General features: G+C 38.8%; 18 protein-coding genes and 1 pseudogene. 13 read left to right on the top strand and 6 right to left on the bottom strand.

Annotated features, from left to right (window positions below):
* Positions 1–87 precede the first annotated feature (87 nt).
* The 5 genes and pseudogenes from VSA01S_RS13955 to deoD form a co-directional block, all read right to left on the bottom strand.
* Positions 88–831, bottom strand: coding sequence for a metalloregulator ArsR/SmtB family transcription factor (locus VSA01S_RS13955; RefSeq protein WP_039981109.1), 744 nt, complete (start codon positions 829–831; stop codon positions 88–90).
* Positions 832–1,015: 184 nt separating this feature from the next.
* Entirely contained in the window at positions 1,016–2,599 is a 1,584-nt protein-coding gene (locus VSA01S_RS13950) for a tetratricopeptide repeat-containing diguanylate cyclase (protein WP_039981111.1), read from the bottom strand.
* The gene (locus VSA01S_RS13945) at positions 2,583–4,067 is read right to left on the bottom strand and encodes a tetratricopeptide repeat protein (protein ID WP_039981132.1); all 1,485 of its coding nucleotides are present in this window, start codon (positions 4,065–4,067) and stop codon (positions 2,583–2,585) included. The genes VSA01S_RS13950 and VSA01S_RS13945 overlap by 17 nt, the downstream gene beginning before the upstream one ends.
* Positions 4,068–4,146: 79 nt before the next feature.
* Entirely contained in the window at positions 4,147–5,640 is a 1,494-nt protein-coding gene (locus VSA01S_RS13940; protein ID WP_039981117.1) for a lactate dehydrogenase, read from the bottom strand.
* 132 nt (positions 5,641–5,772) lie between these two features.
* Positions 5,773–6,006, bottom strand: a pseudogene (gene deoD / locus VSA01S_RS13935) (purine-nucleoside phosphorylase); the annotation flags it as partial.
* 362 nt (positions 6,007–6,368) lie between these two features.
* Between deoD and VSA01S_RS13930 the strand changes: the two are divergent.
* From VSA01S_RS13930 to VSA01S_RS13905, 6 genes are all read left to right on the top strand, one after another.
* On the top strand, positions 6,369–7,319 hold the full coding sequence (locus VSA01S_RS13930; RefSeq protein WP_039981118.1) for a YbgA family protein: 951 nt from the start codon (positions 6,369–6,371) through the stop codon (positions 7,317–7,319).
* Positions 7,309–8,109, top strand: a complete 801-nt coding sequence (locus VSA01S_RS13925; RefSeq protein WP_039981120.1) for a MerR family transcriptional regulator — start codon at positions 7,309–7,311, stop codon at positions 8,107–8,109. The genes VSA01S_RS13930 and VSA01S_RS13925 overlap by 11 nt, the downstream gene beginning before the upstream one ends.
* Before the next feature lie 66 nt (positions 8,110–8,175).
* Positions 8,176–9,591 (top strand): deoxyribodipyrimidine photo-lyase, encoded by a 1,416-nt coding sequence (phrB, locus tag VSA01S_RS13920; RefSeq protein WP_039981121.1) that lies wholly within the window; start codon positions 8,176–8,178, stop codon positions 9,589–9,591.
* A 6-nt stretch (positions 9,592–9,597) separates the two neighbouring features.
* The gene (locus tag VSA01S_RS13915; protein WP_039981123.1) at positions 9,598–10,524 is read left to right on the top strand and encodes a L,D-transpeptidase family protein; all 927 of its coding nucleotides are present in this window, start codon (positions 9,598–9,600) and stop codon (positions 10,522–10,524) included.
* 629 nt (positions 10,525–11,153) lie between these two features.
* Positions 11,154–11,291: a hypothetical protein gene (locus tag VSA01S_RS20350; protein ID WP_244949875.1), complete on the top strand. Its 138-nt coding sequence runs from the start codon at positions 11,154–11,156 to the stop codon at positions 11,289–11,291.
* Between the two features lie 27 nt (positions 11,292–11,318).
* On the top strand, positions 11,319–12,509 hold the full coding sequence (locus tag VSA01S_RS13905) for a BspA family leucine-rich repeat surface protein (protein WP_039982213.1): 1,191 nt from the start codon (positions 11,319–11,321) through the stop codon (positions 12,507–12,509).
* Positions 12,510–13,255: 746 nt separating this feature from the next.
* On the opposite strand, the gene VSA01S_RS13900 is transcribed toward VSA01S_RS13905, so the two are convergent.
* Positions 13,256–13,501: an Lpp/OprI family alanine-zipper lipoprotein gene (locus VSA01S_RS13900; protein WP_021710825.1), complete on the bottom strand. Its 246-nt coding sequence runs from the start codon at positions 13,499–13,501 to the stop codon at positions 13,256–13,258.
* A gap of 506 nt (positions 13,502–14,007) precedes the next feature.
* Between VSA01S_RS13900 and VSA01S_RS13895 the strand changes: the two genes are divergently transcribed.
* The 7 genes from VSA01S_RS13895 (at position 14,008) to tnpC (ending at position 20,834) form a co-directional block, all read left to right on the top strand.
* Complete coding sequence (locus tag VSA01S_RS13895; protein ID WP_039982212.1) at positions 14,008–15,351, top strand: DEAD/DEAH box helicase; 1,344 nt, start codon at positions 14,008–14,010, stop codon at positions 15,349–15,351.
* A gap of 246 nt (positions 15,352–15,597) precedes the next feature.
* The gene (locus VSA01S_RS13890) at positions 15,598–16,419 is read left to right on the top strand and encodes a phosphate ABC transporter substrate-binding protein (RefSeq protein WP_039982211.1); all 822 of its coding nucleotides are present in this window, start codon (positions 15,598–15,600) and stop codon (positions 16,417–16,419) included.
* Between the two features lie 97 nt (positions 16,420–16,516).
* The gene (gene pstC, locus VSA01S_RS13885; RefSeq protein ID WP_039982210.1) at positions 16,517–17,449 is read left to right on the top strand and encodes a phosphate ABC transporter permease subunit PstC; all 933 of its coding nucleotides are present in this window, start codon (positions 16,517–16,519) and stop codon (positions 17,447–17,449) included.
* Between the two features lie 24 nt (positions 17,450–17,473).
* Complete coding sequence (pstA, locus tag VSA01S_RS13880; RefSeq protein WP_039982209.1) at positions 17,474–18,337, top strand: phosphate ABC transporter permease PstA; 864 nt, start codon at positions 17,474–17,476, stop codon at positions 18,335–18,337.
* Between the two features lie 55 nt (positions 18,338–18,392).
* Complete coding sequence (pstB, locus tag VSA01S_RS13875) at positions 18,393–19,142, top strand: phosphate ABC transporter ATP-binding protein PstB (RefSeq protein ID WP_039982208.1); 750 nt, start codon at positions 18,393–18,395, stop codon at positions 19,140–19,142.
* 101 nt (positions 19,143–19,243) lie between these two features.
* A complete protein-coding gene (tnpA, locus tag VSA01S_RS13870; protein WP_039982207.1) occupies positions 19,244–19,435 on the top strand; it encodes an IS66 family insertion sequence element accessory protein TnpA in 192 nt (63 codons plus the stop codon).
* A gap of 193 nt (positions 19,436–19,628) precedes the next feature.
* Complete coding sequence (gene tnpC / locus VSA01S_RS13865; RefSeq protein ID WP_227739640.1) at positions 19,629–20,834, top strand: IS66 family transposase; 1,206 nt, start codon at positions 19,629–19,631, stop codon at positions 20,832–20,834.
* Positions 20,835–21,472 lie beyond the last annotated feature (638 nt).

The raw sequence follows: 21,472 nt of genomic DNA, 5'->3' as shown, positions 1-21,472 counted from the left end.
CAATAGATAATAACTATATAGTGCAAGTATGTTACCCTGTCACACCTATTCTACTATCTTAAGTTTATTTTCTCTCATAGTACTTTATTATAATAAAGCTCGTTTACTTGACTTCAATCGATTTTTTTCAAGGTTAATTATCCCAGGGTTACCTATACGAACAATCCTCAGCATATGTTTTATCCAAATAGGAAGTGCAGGTGATAGGCGATAGTGGATCCATAAACCCTGCCTGGTATCTTTTAGGAAGGTCGTATCCCTAAGCAAAGCTAAATGACGAGAAACTTTAGGCTGGCTTTCTCCCAAAGCAATCTTAAGATCAGTTACGGTTAATTCCTGTTCATCCTCAAGCAACATTAGTATTTTTAAACGTAGAGGGTCGCTCATTAGTTTAAAGAACGCACTAGGATCTAAATGAATATCACGATCTTCATTGTTGATGAGCAAAAATAGATTAATGAGATTAATCAGTTCATCTGCTGTTTTTTGGAAGGGCTCGGTTCCTTCAAGGGGTTTTGGATCCTCTAAATTCCAATGTAGCTGATGAATGTCCTGATCAAAAGGAGAACATTCATTCTTGGCATTATCACAAAGAGAGATAACAAAGTCATATTTATTATCTTCTACATCAGCGAAGTCTTTAGAGCTTAGGTTTTTACTACAAATATTATAATTTTGTAGGATATGGTGAACTCTTGGATCCACTTCGCTTGGCTGAAATCCAGCACTATCTGCGTGGAAGTGTTCCCCTGACATATTATTAAAAAGAGCCTCTGCAAGTTGAGAGCGCGCAGAGTTACCAGTACAAAGAAACAATATACTTTTTTTCATATATTAGACCGCTCTGAATCAATTTTTCGACCAGTATACCCAAATAAATAAGAGATGCGACAAAGAATATTAATCGATAGTTTTATTCACTTTATTGTATTTATAAGGCCATGATCTAAAAATGGGAAACATTGTCGAAATAGTGACTAAACAATAATTATCGACAGTATCATTGGTTTTTATATCAAAGCTCTGAGCAAATCTGGTTACGACCTTTAGCTTTTGCTCTATATAGAGCTTGATCGGCGCGATAAAATGTTCGTTGTGTATTTTCACCTTTTTGATGCAAAGTGACACCGATTGATACGGTGACGTCACGTTCGCCTAAAATAGCGTACCAATTAAATTGGTGGACTTGTACTCGGTAGCATTCAGCGTGCACAGAGGCTTTTGCTAGGTTAGTATTTTCTAAAATGACCAAGAACTCTTCGCCACCAAAACGGATGCAATGGCAGTCAGGAAATTGAAAATAACGAATTAGCTCTTTAGATACTTGTCTAATTACCTTATCACCGATGAGATGACTGAGTTCATCATTAATCGATTTAAAATGATCAATATCAATGACAAGTAAAGCAAATGAACTTTCACTTAACTTTAGCTCTTTGACTTTTAATTCCAACCAGCGTCGATTATGTAGGGAGGTTAATGGGTCAGTCAAGGCATCTTGTTGAAGTTGAGCAACGGCATTTTTATGCTGTTGAGTTGTTTCTTTTAATTCTTTATTTTCTATTTCAGACAAAATTAACTTGAGCTGTAGTTCATAGCGAGTGAGGCGCCTTAACTGTGTTGGACCAAGATCACTGATCGGAATGTTTTTTACAAGTTCAGATTCAATCTGAAATGCTTTTTTTTCATAATGAAGTGCTTGTTTAAAATTGCGTTGAGCTGCACATATTTGGCTTTTGGCATTATAGAAATATTGTGCCACAAGTGGTGAGTCTGCTTTGTTGATTCGTTTTTCAATCGATGCCAAAAGCATGTTGGATAATGGTCTGTGTCCGACTTTACTCAAGCTATAGGAAATCTCAAGTTTAACCATAATGGAAAGCCAATAAGTATGGTGGCTCCCTACGTCATACTGTATCCGGGAAAGAGTCAGTAATGCTTGTTGATAATCTTTTTGGAGTCGATAAAGCTTCGCGCTATAAAGGAGGACTTGACCTGTGAGGTTTTTATCGTTCACCAAGTTACTGAGCTCTTCACATTGATTTAATACAGCAGATGCTTGAGAAAATTGTTTTAAATTAATCATACATGCCAAAATAAACAATTTATATTTTAGTTTCAGTGGTCGATGATTAATCGCATGAGCGATTGTTTCAATTCTTTGGTAATAACGTAGTGCGCGTTGATGATCACCGTAAATTTCACACAGGTTACCCATGCCCAATATTGCAAGCACATAGAACTCAATACTGCCATGCTCGACGGCTAAACTCATGGATGAAGTATATTCTATCAAGGCCTGATTATACTGTCCCAAATCAACTAAACGTTCACTGAGACTGGCTTTGATTGATAGAATATCATCTACATCATTTGGTAATTTGAGTAATTCAAGGGCAAGTCTTAATTCATCTGTACTTTCGATAAGTTGCTTCAGCTTACTTCTGTACTCTGCGCTTATGAAATAACAATGTGCTTTTTCTTTATCTGTCGATGCTATATTTAATTTAATGTGTTGCCATAAAACAATGGCTTCTTCTCCAGTTACGGAAGTGGGATTTAATCCTGCTTCTGTGACTTTTTTAAGCAGTTTTTCCATTTTTCATCACCTCAATGTGACTTTGTTCTAATTGCTCTAAAGTAAGCGGGAAAGTTAAGATGTCTTGCAAATAGAGAGTAGGATTAGGGCCTTTTAATCCACGCCGCTGCCAAGGGTAGAGTTTCAGCATACCACCGATAGTCTTACATAGGGATTCAGCTGCCAAACCTTTCTCAGCAATTAAGACTGCTAATTTTTTTCCACTGAGCCGAGCAATTAAATCATTCGAGGTTGTAAGTGAATGAATCAATTCTGTACATATATCTAAAAAAGCGGGATTGGAATGATGAATCATGATGACAGAGTAATTTGCACCGTTAAGCTTACTTTTAAAAAGGATTAATTGTTCCCACCAATAGGTCTCAGATACGACATTAGTAAATTGCTTTTTGGGATTGTATTCATATTGCAAACGGATGTGGTTGATTAATTTTCTTGCTTGCTGCTCTAACTGACGTTTTGAAGCACGGGTTTTATCAAGATTGACTCGATGGGTTTGTTCTTTAAGCTGTTTGATTGCATATTGGCGATGTTTTTGAAAAGCTTTGTAGGCAAGCTTATATTTACCTTGTTCTTCGGCGACTAGCGATTGCTGAAAACAAATTTGACTTAAGAGTTCACCATTATCAAAGGTAGAAGCAGATTGCTCGGCCATTTGTAATAGCTTTGCAGCGTTTGTAGTATTTTTTCGCAATAATTCTAATCTTGCTCTTGTGATAAAGGAATGTGCTTTCATCCAGACCAAGTCGTGCTCAATCGCCATTTTGTAAGCTTGTTTTGTAACGATTTCCGCCGTATCTAAACGTTTCAGTCCTAGTAAAGCTAGGCCTTTAAAATCTAGGATTTCAGCTTGCCATGTGCAATCGTTATGAGCGATTAAGCATTCTTCTGCACTATCTAGGACGGTAAGCATTTCAAGAAACTTTTCGAGTAAGTAATAGTCCCAAGCTAATAAAATTAGTGCTTTACCTTCTAACCATGGCAGCCTGGAATTATTCGCAACTTTTACAGCGAGTTCATGAGTAGAGGCAGCGAGATTATACTCATTGGTAATACGCCACACATTACCTAAGCCAATTAGAGCTTCAATTTGGATCTCTGTGTTGTCAGATAACGCGGACTTTTCTAGTGCATCAATCCAATATTGCTGAGCGGTGTAATATTTTGCTTTGCCCCAATGGTGTAAAGCAAATAAATGCAAGATTTGAGGTAATAATTCGTCAGTATCTTGTTGATTTTGAAGTTGTAATGCTTCTTCTGCGAATTTCAAGCCTTGTCGGTAGTCCATCTCACACCAATAGGCATGAGACATGATGATCAGTGCTGATATCTCGCCTTCAATAAAAGATCGTTGCTTCGCGCGGTTACGACAGTCTTTGGCTTTTCGAAACACATATTGTGGGTCTGACTTTATTTTGCCCTCAAGGACACTTAGCTCATTTTTGAGCTGAATTTGGCTTTTATCCAACGTCCACATCCATGGTTATCGAACTTGAATTTACACCTAAGGTAAAAAACTGTGTTGAACAATTAGGTGTCGGCTATGTTTAAGCCAGAAGCTGCTTAATGGTCAAAGGTTCTTTAGAAACACCTAATCGCTGTGCTGCTGTTAATCCATTTGTATCTAGCTCGCACAAATTATGCCAAGCTCTGAATATATCTAAAAGAGGCAAAATACTTGCGGGTCTTAATTTGCGACGTGGCTCGTTAATAAAGCTTTCAAACAGTTGTTGAAAGCGATGTTGGTACCCTTGGGCTTGGCTCAAAGTGGCATGTTGAAACCAATCAACGAGATTATCGTCTCTACCTGTAAGGTAACAAATGCCTTTTTGATAATGTATTTGAGGATTGTTTTTCGCTTTAATTTGAGTTGAGATGGCCCATCGATCTCTCCACCAGCTCATATGGACTATATCCACGTTTCCAGACGCCTTCTTCATACACCAACAACCTCCTTCTTCAACATACATTAAATTGATATTACCATTCTTAATTCGAGGTAAAAAAATACTCATTGCAGAAGAGCGTAACAGAGGGTCTTGTGGAAGATAAATGGTCATAGGGTATTCTTCATTACACATACCTATTAGGTGAAGATAATGAGCATATGCGGTGTAAGGAGGGCGAATTAAAGCTCCTTTCGATGGATAGATAAAAGTAGAAAGATCACCGAGTGGGTCTTCGACATTATACCGAGCCAAAATAGTCTGGTATTGTTTGTCGATTTTTTGTTGTAGAGAGTGGCAAAATGATTGATTAAGCTCTTTTGTCTCTGGCTTATATTTTCGGGATACAAAGCGTGATGTTTCATCATAGGGGGTGTGATCAGAATTTTCGTTTGCTTCTTCTGTCGGTGAATAGTTAGTGTGCTGGCATAAGATATAACCGGAATGTGCGTCTCCTGAAACAATCCAATATACACCATTGTGACTTCCTGGCTGAAGTGGCAAATAATGTGAGGATAATTCATAATTTTGTGCGTGTTTCTGCCAGCGTACATCGATAACTGCAAGCTTTCTACGGCAGCGGCCTGCAATACTATTGAGATTATCATAGAAGGATTTCGGGTTGATCCTTAGTAGGCGGCAGATCTCACGGACGGAGTAGCCTTTAAAAATCAACCCAACAAGACTCTCATGGAATTGTAAATTCTTGTTGTCTCCTGACCACTTATCAACAAAAGTTCTTTGACATGTCTTGCATTTGTAACGTTGCTTGTCACAACTGTATCCAAAGGCGTGGTAAAGATGTTTATGACTTAAACAAGAAACACCAAAGTTAACACAGTTGCTATTTTTACAGGCTGGTAGCTCATCGTGATGTGTTGTTTTAAGACGATGATATTCATGCAAAACATCAAGATTATTTAACAGTGGAGGAAAAGATCCACAACTACGGCACACCATATTAAGCCGTTTAGGATTTGTTTGTTGTAAAATATAACGTTTGGGCTCGCTAACACCAAAATTCTCACAGGATAATGTTTTACAAAAGTTGAGTTGTAACCCATTTGCGTCAGGTGGAAGCTGATTATTTGACACAATTACCCTCCATGGCGCAGTAATATGAACAATCCGTGCGAAACAGACTGTGTGATAGTGTATCTACAAACGCTCAAACTGCGTTGAACGGAGCAGTAATTAAATATTAGCAGCCGTTTCCAGAGCGATATTCATCAATTCATGTACATAAATACTGCTCGATGGTATTCCTATGCCGTGTCCCATCACCGACGCTTCTTTTTCATTATAAATGCCAGTATATCCGAACATATTGCGCACATCGCACACTAATTTTGCATCATCAAGAAAAGTTTCAGCAATGAACTTTGCACGCAAAGGGTCTCCCAGCATAAGTACAGTTTCAGCGAAATCACCTAACTGTGCATTGATATGTGGGGTAGGCATAGTAGCTCTCCAATATTATGTTAACGAAAACTGTTGAGTCTATGTATTTACAATAGGCCAATGTTAAAGGGTGTTCCAGAATTATCGTGAGATTTATCTCACAGAAACTTGTTGTTTTTAAATAAATATTCGAATTGTTAACTCAATATGTTGAAGATAAATAACCATATCATTTAAGTAATTTAAAAGTACAACTTTTAGAGAAATGTCATTAGTTGGATGAACGAGTGATCTCTCTTAAACATAACTTTATATAAACTTGAGTTCTTAAGTAAATAAGTTATACACTTTTTTTTATTGTATAATCATAAATTGTCTGCTATATATTATACAATAATTTTTTTTGTACAAGGTGTGTCGTTATGCAATCTGCTATTAAAGTCGGTATCAGTGCTTGCGTATTAGGTGAACGCGTTCGTTTCGATTCAGGTCATAAAATTAGTAATTTTGTGACTAAGGACCTCACGGAGTATTTTGACTTTGTCTCCGTATGTCCCGAAGTGGCTATTGGTATGCCAGTCCCGCGCCCGACAATTCGCTTAGTGAACAACGATGAAAAATTAACCTTAGTTGAAACCAAAGATCCAAGCAAAGATCATACAAGTGATATGATTGCTTATTCTGAAAATAAAACGTCAGAGCTTGAGAGCGAGCAGCTGTGTGGTTACATTGTTTGTGCAAAATCACCGACTTGTGGGATGGAACGAGTTAAGGTGTACAGCAAAAATAGTGCGGCAAAAGAAGGGGTAGGGCTGTATACAAAAGTACTTATGGAGAAAATGCCTTGGCTTCCTATTGAAGAAGATGGTCGCTTAAATGATCCAGTACTAAAAGAAAACTTTATTACCCGTATATACTGTCTTCATGATTTCTATCAGTCAATGGGTAGTGAGCCTTCTCGTAGCAAGATCATTGACTTTCACTCACGTTATAAATTGACATTAATGGCACATCACCCAGAGTCTTACCGTTCTTTAGGTCGATTGGTTGCCAATGTAGCGAAATACGATCTAAACACGTTTTACAGTCAATACCGACTTGGTCTGATGTCGGCACTCAAAAACCGTGCTAGTAGAAAAAATAACACTAATGTTTTAATGCATTTGCAGGGCTACTTTAAACGCTCTTTAACACCTGCCGAAAAAGCGGAACTTGCGAATGTTATTAGTGAATACCGAACTGGTATTTTGCCGTTGCTCGCACCATTAACGCTTATAAAACACTATTTAAGTGCCTATCCAGATGTTTACCTGCAAAAGCAGAAATATTTAGAACCTTACCCACAGGAAATGAGACTTCGTTATGGTTTGTAGCCAAGAAAAAAGTTTGTATGCAATTCGGGATGTATCAGAGATAACGGGAATCAAACCCGTTACTCTGAGAGCTTGGCAAAGACGCTATAATTTAATTCAACCACAAAGAACAGAAAAAGGGCATCGTTTATATAGCCAGGAAGATATTGATATTATCACTGAAATTCAAAGCTGGTTATTGAAAGGTGTTGCGATTGGTAAAGTGAAAGGTTTACTAGGGAGCAAGCCAAATTCTGACGAAACATTTGATACCCCTCAATTAGCAGAAGTGAGGGAACTACTAGATGCGTTGTCTAAATTGAATCGAGGCAAAGTTGAAACGACACTCGCACAATTAATGAAAGAATACCCACTAGAGATTATTGTTGGTAAGTTAATCAACCCGACGATTGAGGCTCTAGAGCGAGTTAAATCTTCTTTACGCTCATTACAAATAGGATTATTAGAATCTTGCTTAATGACTCGTTTGTTATTGATCATTGATGCCGAGAATAAAGCGGCATCTAAAGGAAAATGCTTATTAGTTAGTTTTGAAAAAACTCGCCCAACTGAAAGCTGGTTGCAGGCTGCAACATTATGCGAACAAGGCTATCATGTCACATTAATTGATCGTGTTGATGATGTTGCTGGTCTTCTTGAGCATCCTGTTCTTGAGCAGTACAAAACTATTTTCTTTTTCTCAAATAAAGCGCTTTTGCAAAAACAAGTAGAAGTGATTAAGACATTGCGCACTCAATATTCACAGCAAGTGAATGTGTCAGAAGTTATTGAAAAAGTGCATAGCCTGTAAAGGTATGCAGAATAGAAAAGATTTCTGTTCTCACGTTGATTAGCTTCTGATGAAAAGGATATAAAAATGATAGTGGTTTGGTTTCGACGTGATCTCAGAACTCTGGATCATATGGCTTTGAAGGCTGCTCTTGATACTGGCTTACCCGTTATCGCATGCTTCATAGCAACGCCAAAACAATGGCATTCTCACAACATGTCAGCAATCCAAGCTGATTTGGTTGCTCGTCGCTTAGGATACCTAGAGCAGGAGCTTTTGGAATTAAATATTCCATTGCTTTATCGAGAAGTGGCCGATTTCAAGGCTGTTCCAGATCTTATGATGCGTTGGACGAGCATGTTAGAAGCAACAAAAGTGATAGCCGTTAAGCATTACGAAGTTAACGAACAAGCCTTGGATCAAAATGTAGCAAAGGCTCTGTCATCATGTGGAGTAAGTTTAGACTTGGTGGAAGATATATGCATTCAACCGCCAAAGAGCATCCTCAACAAAAAAGGAGAGTACTTTAAAGTATTTACACCTTTTAAGCGTGCTTGGTTAAAATCTTTAGTCCTATCTCCGATTTATCAACCGACTGTTCAAGCACCACTGAATCAGAATATTCTATCTACCCTCAAAGATGAACAATATCATCCAGGTGCTGTTTTTACTTACTCGCGCGAATCAAGCGACGCTTGGAAAGCATCTACATCTGATATTATCGGGCAACTAAGATCATTTGTTTGGAAGCGAAGTGATGCATACCAAGTACAACGAGACTTTCCTGCTATTGAGGGAACAAGCCAACTTTCTCCTTATTTAGCCATTGGTGCTTTATCTGCAAGACAGTGCCTTGCGCGGTTGTGTGAAGGGGTATCCCCAGAAGAGTTAAACGTTGGCAAAGCAACTTGGTTAAGTGAAATTATTTGGCGTGAATTTTATCAGCACTTACTTGTGTTTGAACCGAGACTTGTTAAGGGAGAAGGGTTTATTCCTTGGGAAAGTCGTATTCAATGGTCTTATGATAAAGAGGCGTTTGCACGTTGGAAAAAAGGAACTACGGGGTATCCGATTGTTGATGCTGCTATGCGCCAGCTAGATCAGATGGGTTGGATGCATAACCGTTTACGTATGATTGTCGCCAGCTTTTTAACCAAAGATTTACACATTGACTGGCGTTGGGGTGAACAGTATTTCATGACTAAACTGGTGGATGGTGATTTTGCAGCAAACAACGGTGGTTGGCAGTGGTCTGCTTCGACGGGGTGTGATGGCCAACCATACTTTCGAATATTCAATCCTATTAATCAAGGAGAAAAATTTGATCCCGATGGTCAGTTTGTTCGCAAATGGGTCCCTGAAATACAAAGTGTGCCGAATAAATTCATTCATACCCCTTGGCTTTGGAGTGGCTTTACGGGACTGGATTATTTTAAGCCAATGGTTGATCATAAGGCAGAAAGAGAGATAACCTTACGGTTGTTTAAAAATGCCAAGGAATAAAGAAAGATGCCCAGCCAGCTGCGTCTAAACAAATATGTAAAACGAACACTTTTATCCCTATCGTTGTCTTTAGTAAGTGGTTTATCCTTTTCCAAGATATATGAACTACCTAACGATGGTACTAGAGTCATAGGCCGCATGGGAAATCATGTGGTTCAACATGGCGAAACTATGGCGAATATCGCCAAGCAATATGATGTAGGCATGCTGGCATTGATGGCGGCAAATAAAGGCGTAGATCCTTTCCTACCTGCAGAAGGGCATGTATTAACTGTCCCTACGCAGTTGATCTTACCTGATGTAGAACATAAAGGCATTGTTATTAACTTAGCTGAATTAAGGCTCTATTATTTTCCGCCAAAATCAAAAGTTGTACATATTTTTCCAGTTGGTATAGGTCGAATTGGTAGAGATACGCCCGAAATGACTACCAGTATCAGCCAAAAAAGACCAAATCCAACTTGGACACCTCCTTCCTCAATTAGGGCAGAATATAGGGCTAAAGGCGTTGAATTACCTGCTGTTGTTCCCTCTGGCCCTGAAAACCCTTTAGGTATGTTCGCCTTGAGGTTAGCCTTTGGTAACGGTGAATATTTGATCCACGGTACGAATAAAGATTTTGGTATTGGCATGCGCGTAAGCTCAGGTTGCATTCGAATGAACCCTGAAGATATAGAATGGTTATTTTCAAAAGTACGTCGTGGCGAAAAAGTTAAAATTATTAACAATCCTGTAAAAATTACCTTAGAACCTGATCGGAGTGTATTTGTTGAAGCTCATGAACCATTGACTCGTAGCAACGGAGAGAAAGATCACTTGCAAGTTCCACTGGAACTTGATTGGTGGTTGAAAGAATTTGGCATAACAAATGTGAAGGTTAAAGCAGTATTAGCAGCTCAAAATGGTATACCAGTAGAGATTACCTCCTTTTAACTACCTAAATATCCCTTTTCATGCTGTCGGTAAGCGATATAGTGGAGCTTACCGCAGCACAAACAACCCGATAAATAGCATTTGATATCCAAGAAGCAAAACTTTAAAGAAATAACAGTTTTATTAATAAAATATACTGCAAATAACAGAATCCAGTTAATAGAGTTTTTAATTTTAAAAATAATATTACTCTGGTTGTGTTTATTATCATCAATAATAATCTTATAACAACCGGAAAAACGAATCATGACATTTTAAATGTCATTATTGTAATTTAATTTAATCTTTTACTTGATGTAAATCAAATTTTCACCTTATTTATGATAGTTATATTATATATTGGGTGATATTGATTTTTTTTACCAATACAATTAATCCGCTTGCTATTAATAAATGCTTTCTAACGAAATTATTTATTGTGAATCAAAGATATTTGGATTAGCGCCCATTGAACAAGATAAAATCTTTGTTATTTTTAATGATTCATTAACTCTGACTATTGGCAAAACATTCTTGATGGCAATATACAATCGTTACAATCTGTATGACTGATATAAAATTCTCATTTATCAATAATTGTTATATCTAACCAAAACATCTCTGGCTTGGATATTTTCCATACCATTAATATGAACTGTATATTTCTCAACACTAAGGGGTTTGACCGAAATTTAACCGATTGGAATGCTCAACGTGTTGTAAATCATAATGATTTCGCCAAAGGTAGTGGTTTGTCTCAAGATAGTCTCCGAACTTTCTTTCAATAAGATCTACTTCAATCTTAGGAAAATAAGATGAAAAAAATAATTACACCATTTATTTTTGGTGCAGCTTCATTCATCAGTAATAACGCATTTTCTGCTGATATATTTGTCAATTGTTTAGATAAGCCAGTGAACTCTGTAGTGCTTAAAAATGATCACGTTTATGTAGTGGTTGATAATGCTCTTGTTAAAAATAAGGCGATGTTAGATTATCTTCAGCGAGGTAAAATCCGTTTTTGTACCTCACAAGTAACAGATATGAGTTTTGTATTTAAGGGCCGCGAATTGTTTAATGCTGATATTAGTGATTGGGATACCTCTAATGTTACGACAATGCGTTATATGTTTCACAAAGCAAAAGCATTTAATCAAAATATTGCTTATTGGGATACATCAAAGGTTACTTCAATGCATTTTATGTTTGATGAGGCTAGTGCGTTTAATCAAGATATCGGTTATTGGGATACGTCGAGTGTGACGGATATGAGTTTTATCTTCAGTAAAGCTCAAATATTTAATCAAAACTTAGGTCATTGGGATACCTCTAATGTTAGAACAATGGCTGGAATGTTTCAAAATGCTATCGCGTTTAACCAAGATATTGGGTACTGGGATACATCAAAAGTAACTGATATGTATAAGATGTTTGAAGGCGCTAGAGCTTTCGATCAAGACATCGGGAGCTGGGATACTGCAAATGTTACTTTAATGAGTTATATGTTCAGAAATACTGATAACTTTGATCAAAACCTTGCTTCATGGGATACCTCTAAAGTAACAAATATGGATTTTATGTTTTATCGCGCCACAGTTTTCAATCAAGATATAGGAAATTGGGATACATCGAAAGTAACTGATATGAAAGCAATGTTTCTTGATGCTTATTCGTTTAACCAATTTATTGGGTATTGGGACACATCGAAAGTAATTGATATGAGTTTTATGTTTGCAAAAACTTATGCTTTTAATCAAGATATAAGTCAATGGAACACGTCAAGTGTCAAAAACATGATATGGATGTTTAGAGACGCAAAGATGTTTGATCAAGATATAAGTGATTGGGATACATCGAACGCCGCTACGATGGAAGGTATGTTCAAAGGGGCTGAAAATTTTAGCCAGAACTTAACCAAATGGGATGTCAATAAAGTAACTCACTATGCAAACTTTTCAAGCGACAGCGCTTTAATTAAAGAGCAAATTCCGTATTTTTTAGATTAATAGATCTTAAAAAAAATTAGCCGGTTTGACTCAGTACAGGTTTTTGTGTTTATTTTAGGCTTATTTATTATTGAGTCAGAGCATAAATCTAAAGTGTGGAGTTAGTATTATTTTGGTTTGAATAACCTTATAGTATCGTTTTTATCAGCTATTTGCTGCTTTAGTTTATTTAAAAGATTTTGAAAGGATTGAGAGACTAAGTTGGTTTAAAAAGGAGTTTAATTGTGACATTACACGTAAAGCTGATCGTGAGAGTTACTGTACATGCTACTTTGGGAAAGTCACTGTAAAAGCCAAACTCTGTTCGATGAAAAAGTGCCGCTAGCTGCAATGGCATATGGGGACTTCAATCTAATAAGAACAGCTATGGTGTGGTACACCAGAGACTTCAGGTTGTACTTAAATTTAAGCTAACTTAGAGGCTTTGTATAACCACATATCTTTGGCCTCATTCTTACCCTATTCATTGGTAATTCGGCGAAAAATGCTTGATAGTGTTCCTTTCAGGTTGATGGAGTGCACTGGAGTCGCTCGGTAGTTTTGGGAAGGAAAACGAACGATGGCCCGCGGAGTAGTGGCAATTCTTATAAGACTGAACTTTGAGCAAAGTTGTTGGCTTGAGGTGTATATTCTAAATATGATTAGACAAAAATGGCGACATAAAATATGTCGCCATTTTATTGCCATTTATCATATAAACCTTAATTAAGTTACTGATTTATAATGGCTATTATGATAAGTTTTTCTTACTTAGTGTAAGATTGAGCGATGTTATCGATACGATCGTTAGCGCGCTCAGCTTCTTCTTGTGCTGCCATTGCTGCTGCACCTGATTTTTGTACATCAGATTGAAGAGATTGAACGTTTTGGCTTAGCTCGCTTACCTGGTTGCTTAGTTCGTTTAGTTTAGACGTTGTTGCATCGTCAGAAGATGCACAACCCGCTAAAAGAAAAACAGAAGTAGCTGCTGCTGCAATCAATGTTTTGTTCATATATAAATTCCTTACTTTGAGTGAAAGTTCTACACAGTGAGAAAAATTCTCACATAAGTAGAGCGAGTATAGAACGAATCTATCAGTATATGATGTAGCAAAAGTAAAAAAAAACCAAGTATTTCATAGAGAACCATATACAGGTGCTGAATCATTTAGACAGATTTTATAATTCTGCCTTCTTTTAACAGTATCTGGTATGATAAGACCAATATCTCTACATCTTTACTATCAATGAGTTAGAATGAAGTGATGGCAGATTAAGCGTAAATGAAAGAAGATTCTTTTTTCTAATACAATTTAGTTTGTGTGATCTCTATCTATACTCCTAGGGTTTGCGTTATGATAGCGCGCTTTTATTTTGTGCTGTACTAGAAGTCTGTTGAGTATTCTAAATGATAATAACGATGGGTTTTTAAACCATTATTGTGCTCTAGTTTACTTGGAAGGCCGACAGTCTCTAGAATGAAAAACGATATTAACAGCACTCAGACACCGATTATTAATTGGAGAATACTTTGCAATTTAAAGATCTAGGCCTAGACAACCGATTGTTGAAGAACCTAAAACATTACGATTTCAAAAAAGCGACTGACATACAGCAACAGGCAATTCCTGTGGCTATTGCAGGCAAGGATCTACTGGCATCTTCTAAAACAGGTTCAGGCAAGACTTTGGCTTTTGTATTACCTATACTTCATAAATCTCTCAAGACCAAGTCATTTTCAGCTAAAGACCCAAGAGCTGTGATTCTTGCCCCAACACGAGAGCTAGCGAAACAGGTATATGGTGAATTGCGTTCTATGTTAATGGGACTATCTTATGAAGCGGCTTTGATTCTTGGCGGTGAAAACTTTAATGACCAAGTAAAAGCATTACGTCGATACCCTAAATTTATTGTCGCAACCCCAGGACGCTTGGCTGACCATTTAGAGCACCGTTCTCTTTTCCTTGATGGTTTGGATACATTAGTGCTTGATGAAGCGGATCGCATGCTTGATTTAGGTTTTGCTCCTGAACTACGTAAAATTCATAAAGCTGCTAAACATCGTCGTCGTCAAACTCTGATGTTTTCAGCAACGTTGGATCATGCAGAGGTTAATGGTATTGCGTCTGAAATGCTTAATGCGCCTAAGCGTATTGCGGTTGGTGTTTCTAGCGAAGAACATCAAGATATTACTCAAACGTTTTATCTATGTGATCACTTAGATCATAAAGAAGCGGTTTTGGATCGTGTGCTTGAAGAAGCCGAGTATCGTCAAGTGATTATCTTTACGGCGACCCGAGATGATACAGAGCGCCTAACTGCCAAGCTTAATGAGAAAAAGCTCAAGGCAATTGCTCTGAGTGGCAATTTAAATCAGACTCAACGCAATACCATCATGAGTCAATTTGAACGTGCTGTGTTTAAAATATTGGTGACAACAGATGTTGCATCTCGTGGTTTAGATATTTCGACAGTGACTCACGTGATCAACTTTGATATGCCAAAGCATACTGAGGAGTATGTCCACCGAGTTGGAAGAACGGGACGAGCCGGTAATAAAGGCGATGCTATTTCATTAGTTGGTCCTAAAGATTGGGACAGTTTTAAACGTGTCGAATCTTATCTGCAGCAAGACCTTAACTTTTCGATACTTGAGGGGTTGAAAGGTAAGTTTAAAGGATTAAAACCGCGTAAACCAGACTTTCGTGGTAAGAAAGCTGCGCCGAATAAAGCCAAAGCTCCGGCGAAAAAAGCAGCGAAGAAGCCAATGAAACGTGACAAAAGCTTTTATCAACATGTGGCAGTAGGTGATAATGTGTTTATCCCTAAAAAGAAGCCTGCTGAGCCAAGTTCAGAAGATTAAAGTCAATGTGACTTGGAACATCAACAAATAATACTACTAAGTCCGAGCATGTTCGGACTTTTTTATCCCTCAAAATAAATCGAGATGCAATCCAGCAACCCTACCGTCAAGCATTTTGAGTTTACTTAGATATAGATGTCATAGAGGTTTCAAACAACTGCAACATAAATGTCACATTCAAATCCTAAAGTGTCTATTGTCCAGTTAAATACAACGGCGTCAATAAGCGCATTAAAGGAAATTGTGATGAAAAAGACAGTAACAGGTGCTCTTGCACTTCTAGGATTAATGGTTGTAAGTTCTGTTTCTGCCAAAGAAACAATCACTGCTGTAGGTTCAAGTAGTGTTACGCCACTGATGGAAGTTTTCTCTGAAACTTACATGAAAACTCATCCAGATGTATTTATAGAAGTACAAGGCCCAGGCTCTTCAGCTGGCGTCAAAGCCGCAAAAAATGGTTCTGCTGACTTAGGTATGTCTTCTCGTAACCTTAAAGAGTCTGAACAAGATCTAATATTGAAAGAAGAGAAAGTAGCCCTTGATGGTATTGCTGTTGTGGTAAACCCGCAAAACAAACTGTCAGGTCTTACTGCTGAGCAAGTCGCTGCAATTTATAAAGGCGAAATAACTAATTGGAAAGATGTGGGTGGTGCTGATAAACCTATCGTCACTATCACTCGTGACACTGCTTCAGGTACTCGTGGTGCATTTGAAGACATCATGTCCTTAAAAATGAAGATAGCGGATAAGAAAGTTTCTGCTATCTCACAACGAGCCCAGGTTGCTAATGGTAATGGGGCATTGAAAACAATGGTAGCTTCTAACCCATACGCTATTGGTTACATCTCTCTAGGCACCGTAGATAAATCCGTTCTAGCTTTGCCTATCGATGGTGTTCAAGCATCGGTTGATAATGTTAAGAATGGTTCCTACAAAGTCGCTCGCCCATTTCTTGTCTTGTACAAAGATGGCCAACCTTCTGCTCAAGCCCAACAATTCTTAGATTGGATGTTGACTAAAGAAGCTCAAGCGCTTGTAGAGAAAAATGGCTATATTGCAATTAACTAATCTTGTTTGATTGACTCTTTGCTCAGTCTACATTTTCGGGCTGGGCCTATTTATCGATTGTGTTCAAAGGTATTACTGAGAACCGTGAGATTTTTAAATGACCATCGCAACAGACAGTAAAAAATTTATTACCACTGAGACAATCTCTCTTCCTAAATCCGGTTTGCGCACAAAGCGTCGAGTTGATTGGAAAGAGCGAATTTTTCACGGTTTGTTTTTAACAAGTGCCGTCATCGGTATTTTATCGCTAGCTATTATTGCTTATTTTATTATTAAAGAGAGTGTTCCAGCTTTCCAAGAAGTTGGAGTTTCTGGCATTGTATTAGGCAAACACTGGCTACCACCAGCATTATATGGTGTTGCAACAATGATTGTTGCTTCTGTTGCCTCAACGGCAGGAGCAGTTATTGTTGGTGTACCTATCGGAGTGTTAACCGCGATCTTTATTGCAGAAATTGCCCCTAAGCGATTAGCGAATATCATTCGTCCAGCGGTTGAACTGCTTGCTGGGATTCCTTCGGTAGTTTATGGCTTTTTTGGACTCGTGATCATTGTGCCACTGATTCAAAATGTCTTTGATGTTCCTGCTGGTAATACTATTTTAGCTGGCATCATCGTCTTAGGTATTATGATCCTGCCGACGGTGATTACCGTTTCTGAAACGTCTATTCGAGCAGTACCCAAAACCTACAAAGAAGGTTCGTTAGCTCTTGGAGCATCAAAGGTATATACGATCTTCAAATTACTCGTTCCTGCTGCCCGTTCAGGCATTATGACGGGTGTGATCTTAGGTATTGGCAGAGCATTAGGTGAAACGATGGCCATTATTATGGTGATGGGGAATGCGCCTGCGATGCCAGAAGGGATTTTGGATTCAGCTCGGACTTTAACAGCAAATATTGCGATTGAAATGTCTTACGCAAGCGGTGTGCATGCCAATGCGCTTTACGCGACAGGTGTGGTCCTTTTAGTGTTTATCATGACGTTAAATGCGCTACTTCTTTACTTTAATCGAGAAAAAGCAAAATAGACACTGCACAAAATAGAGGCAAATATGAATCGCGTAAAATTAAAGCAAACTCGCCAGCGTAAAGACAAAATTTGTCACGCTTTGGTCTGGGCCTCAGCCGGCCTAACTGTGGGCTTTCTATTCTGGATTATGTGGTACATTCTATCGAATGGTTTACAACACGTGGATTGGAAGTTCATCACTGATAATTATACTCGCACTGGAGATGAGCATGGCATCTTCCCGATGATTGTCTCGACAATTTACATGGTCATCGCGTCCATTTCTGTAGCAGCCCCAATCGGCATTATGACTGCAATCTATTTAACTGAATATGCTAAAGTCGGCAGTCGATTGGTTAAAGTGATTCGATTTTGTACGGAATCCCTCGCGGGTATACCCTCTATCATCTTTGGTCTTTTTGGTATGACATTTTTTGTCGCCATACTGGGATTGGGTTTTTCTATTTTATCAGGGGCGCTGACATTAAGTATCCTTATCCTTCCTGTCATTATTCGTACAACAGAAGAAGCGCTAATGGCGGTGCCACAGACTTTTCGTGAGGGCTCGTATGGGCTTGGCGCATCGAAAACGTACACAATTTGGCGATTGATTCTACCTAGCGCTATACCCGGTATTCTAACTTCTGTCATTTTGAGTATTGGTCGTGTTATCGGAGAGTCGGCCCCTGTTTTTTTAACCGCTGGCATGGTCGCTCGTATTCCGGATTCGCTATTGGATTCGGGGCGAACCTTGACCGTTCACTTATATAAATTGACTACTGAGCTATTTACTATCGATGAATGGAACCAAGCGTATGGGACAGCAACGGTGTTAATTGTTGTCGTTCTCATTATCAATACATTGACGAAGCTGATTGCCCGACGCTTTAATCGTGCAAATTACTAACAAGATAAATAAAACAGCACATTAAGATATAAAATACATTATGAGATATAGAAAAATGAACAAATTTGATATTGAAGGGCTAAATTTATTCTACGGTCAGAACCAAGCGTTAAAATCGATTGATTTGCCGATTCCTGTCCGCCAAGTCACTGCGTTAATCGGTCCATCAGGATGTGGCAAGTCGACACTGTTGCGTTGTTTAAATCGTATGAACGATCTTATCGAGGGCGTTAAGATTACCGGTAAATTAACGATGGATGGTGAAGATATCTACGGTAATATCGATGTTGCTGATTTAAGGATAAAAGTTGGGATGGTGTTCCAAAAGCCGAATCCTTTTCCTATGAGCATTTATGAAAATGTGGCTTATGGATTAAGGGCACAAGGTGTCAAGGATAAAAGGCACATTGATGAAATCGTCGAGCGCTCATTGCGTGGTGCTGCTTTATGGGATGAAGTCAAAGATCGTCTGAAATCGCATGCATTTGGTCTATCAGGAGGTCAGCAGCAACGATTATGTATCGCTCGTACCATTGCAATGGAACCTGATGTGATCTTAATGGATGAGCCGACCTCGGCTCTTGATCCTATTGCAACACATAAAATTGAAGAGTTGATGGAAGAATTAAAAAAAGATTACACTATTGTGATTGTCACTCACTCGATGCAGCAAGCTCGCCGTATATCTGACCGAACGGCATTTTTTCTGATGGGAGAACTGGTTGAACATAATGATACCAATACCATTTTTAGCACCCCACAAGATGATCGTACTCAAGGTTATGTTAACGGTGATTTTGGCTAAGTAAGCACCTAGGCTGTAAGCGTCTCTAAATCGACACCTTCTTATGATGGAAATAAATGAAGTAACCTAGTTTACTTCATTTATTTCCATCATGAGGACGTATGTCAAACCAGCTAACCTCCAAAGAGTGGTCTGCACTCATCCAAAATTATCATCAAAGTGAACTTTCACCCTCGGAGTTTTGCCGTCATCATGACATTGATCTCAAGGCCTTTAAAAGTCAGCAACGTAAATTAAAAGCTGCCTCAGACGAAGACAATCCATTCATCTCTGTCTCTCCACCGACTGCGTAGGAAATTGAGTCCGCTCGGGCTCGACTTCAACAAAATTATTCCTCTTTGCGCCTTGATGTCGGAGCCTGCCAGCTTTATATCCCTGCATCTGTGACCCCTCAATGGTTAGCCCAAGTTATTCGTGAGATCACCCAATGAAGAGACTTATTAAAACCAGCAACATTTATCTTCATATGTAGCGGACTCAGATAAAATCTGTCAATGCTGCCAGTCAGCACTTTGTAAAATGGGTGAAAGCACCAGTGAAAAGTTGGTGTACATCCCCGCTAAACTGTATGTTGAAGTCACAGAAAGGCCGAAATACGTCTGTCGCGAATGCGATAGAAAAGGGGAGAAAAACACCGTGCTGATGGCTGCGCCACCGCCATCGATGATCCCCAAAAGCATTGCTACGCCGTCTCTGTTAGCGCAAATTATCACAAATAAATACCACTACGCGTTGCCTCTTTATCGGCAAGAATCCTTGTTCAAGCAGCATGGCATTAAGCTAAGCCGTAAAACAATGAGCCAGTGGATATTGAAATGTGCAGAAAAGTTGGAGCCGTTAATCGCGTTACTCAAAGAGAACTTACTTGCTCAAGAGGTGCTGTTCGCAGACGAAACCACATTAACAGTTTTGAATGACGAGAGAAAGAAAAGCTACATCTGGTTGTACGGATGCGGTCCAGACCGCGGAGGCGATGCACAATCACCGGGTATCGTCTTGTTCGATTACCAAGGCGAGAGCCGTGGACACCACTGTCCAGCCTCATACTTATCTGATTACGATGGTTACCTCCATGTCGATGGATATGAAGCCTATGAGAAAACCAATGCGAAGCTGGTTGGTTGCTGGGCGCATGCACGACGTAAGTTCGTGGAAGCGGAGCAAAGTCAACCAAAAGGAAAGCAAGTTAAAGGAGGTAAAATCCAATCGGCAATCAACTGGTTCCAGAAACTTTATCGCATCGAACAAGGGATAAAAGGCAAGACACAAGAAGAGCGATATCAGCAGAGGCAGTCACAGACAGAGCCGCTACTGAAGGCGTTCAAAACTTGGTTAGATAAATCGGTCTCCCAAGTTCCACCGAAAAGTAAGCTTGGGGTTGCGATTAATTACAGTCTCAACCAATGGTCAAAGTTGACCCGTGTCGTCGAGGACGGCAGACTCAGTATTGATAATAATCGCGCGGAGCGTTCAGTGCGTCCGTTCACGGTTGGAAGGAACAACTGGCTCTTTAGCAATACTCACAATGGTGCCCGTGCAAGTGCCGTCTTGTACAGCCTCATTGAAACCGCAAAAGCGAACGACTGCGAACCGTATGAATATCTGGAATACTTATTCCGAGAGCTTCCTAAGTTGAAAAGTGGAGATGTTCATCGTCATCTTCTGCCTTGGCATATGCCAAGAAGCGAATAAACATTTTAGTCGTCAATACGAAGAAGTTAATATTCCCCCTTTGGCTAAAAGAGTCATTACTCTTTAAAGGTCTTTGGGTAAGCGTAAAGTTAGACACCGAGCTCTAGAAGGAAGCATAAAAAAGCTCAGTATGGTTATCATACTGAGCTTTTGTATTAGAGATGAGTTTTATCGGCAGGTATGTGATATTAATAACCTAATTTTTAAAAATATTCACATTTTCAAAAAATAGCAAAGATTTTCAATCATAAGATAAATTAACTCAGATTATACTTTCAATTGGTTGTGGCGAGTTACTTAGTAATTGAAAATCCATGAGTCGATTTAAAGCCACTTACTCTTTTTCTTTAGAATTCAGCATGATCAGATAAGAAGTATTTTTAGCAATATCCAACCTAATAACTTTGCAGTTATCCATTATGTTCTCCCGCTAACATTTAGACAAAAACAATCACTTTTTATTCTGGCATATCATGAGTGATGCCGCTGGATGAGGGAAGACCATTACATCAGAACCCAATAAGAGCACACCATTGACCCCATGAATGCCCGCCCCAGATCTGGCATTATTTATGCTTCTTCCTCTTCTTAATGAATAAATAATCCATTTACAGCCTCATTACCCAAAATGGTTGGGA

It is taken from the genome of Vibrio sagamiensis NBRC 104589 (assembly GCF_007990935.1).
Classification (GTDB): Bacteria; Pseudomonadota; Gammaproteobacteria; order Enterobacterales; family Vibrionaceae; genus Vibrio; species Vibrio sagamiensis.
Note: the sequence above shows the minus strand (reverse complement) of the source record. Positions and strands in the feature narration are given on the sequence as shown.

Coding starts and splice junctions, on each gene's coding strand:
- VSA01S_RS13955 (WP_039981109.1), bottom strand. CDS start 831: ATGAAAAAAAGTATATTGTTTCTTTGTACTGGTAACTCTGCGCGCTCT.
- VSA01S_RS13925 (WP_039981120.1), top strand. CDS start 7,309: ATGGTTTGTAGCCAAGAAAAAAGTTTGTATGCAATTCGGGATGTATCA.
- pstC (WP_039982210.1), top strand. CDS start 16,517: ATGACCATCGCAACAGACAGTAAAAAATTTATTACCACTGAGACAATC.
- VSA01S_RS13930 (WP_039981118.1), top strand. CDS start 6,369: ATGCAATCTGCTATTAAAGTCGGTATCAGTGCTTGCGTATTAGGTGAA.
- VSA01S_RS13890 (WP_039982211.1), top strand. CDS start 15,598: ATGAAAAAGACAGTAACAGGTGCTCTTGCACTTCTAGGATTAATGGTT.
- VSA01S_RS20350 (WP_244949875.1), top strand. CDS start 11,154: ATGAACTGTATATTTCTCAACACTAAGGGGTTTGACCGAAATTTAACC.
- pstB (WP_039982208.1), top strand. CDS start 18,393: ATGAACAAATTTGATATTGAAGGGCTAAATTTATTCTACGGTCAGAAC.
- pstA (WP_039982209.1), top strand. CDS start 17,474: ATGAATCGCGTAAAATTAAAGCAAACTCGCCAGCGTAAAGACAAAATT.
- VSA01S_RS13900 (WP_021710825.1), bottom strand. CDS start 13,501: ATGAACAAAACATTGATTGCAGCAGCAGCTACTTCTGTTTTTCTTTTA.
- VSA01S_RS13905 (WP_039982213.1), top strand. CDS start 11,319: ATGAAAAAAATAATTACACCATTTATTTTTGGTGCAGCTTCATTCATC.
- phrB (WP_039981121.1), top strand. CDS start 8,176: ATGATAGTGGTTTGGTTTCGACGTGATCTCAGAACTCTGGATCATATG.
- VSA01S_RS13915 (WP_039981123.1), top strand. CDS start 9,598: ATGCCCAGCCAGCTGCGTCTAAACAAATATGTAAAACGAACACTTTTA.
- VSA01S_RS13950 (WP_039981111.1), bottom strand. CDS start 2,599: ATGGAAAAACTGCTTAAAAAAGTCACAGAAGCAGGATTAAATCCCACT.
- tnpA (WP_039982207.1), top strand. CDS start 19,244: ATGTCAAACCAGCTAACCTCCAAAGAGTGGTCTGCACTCATCCAAAAT.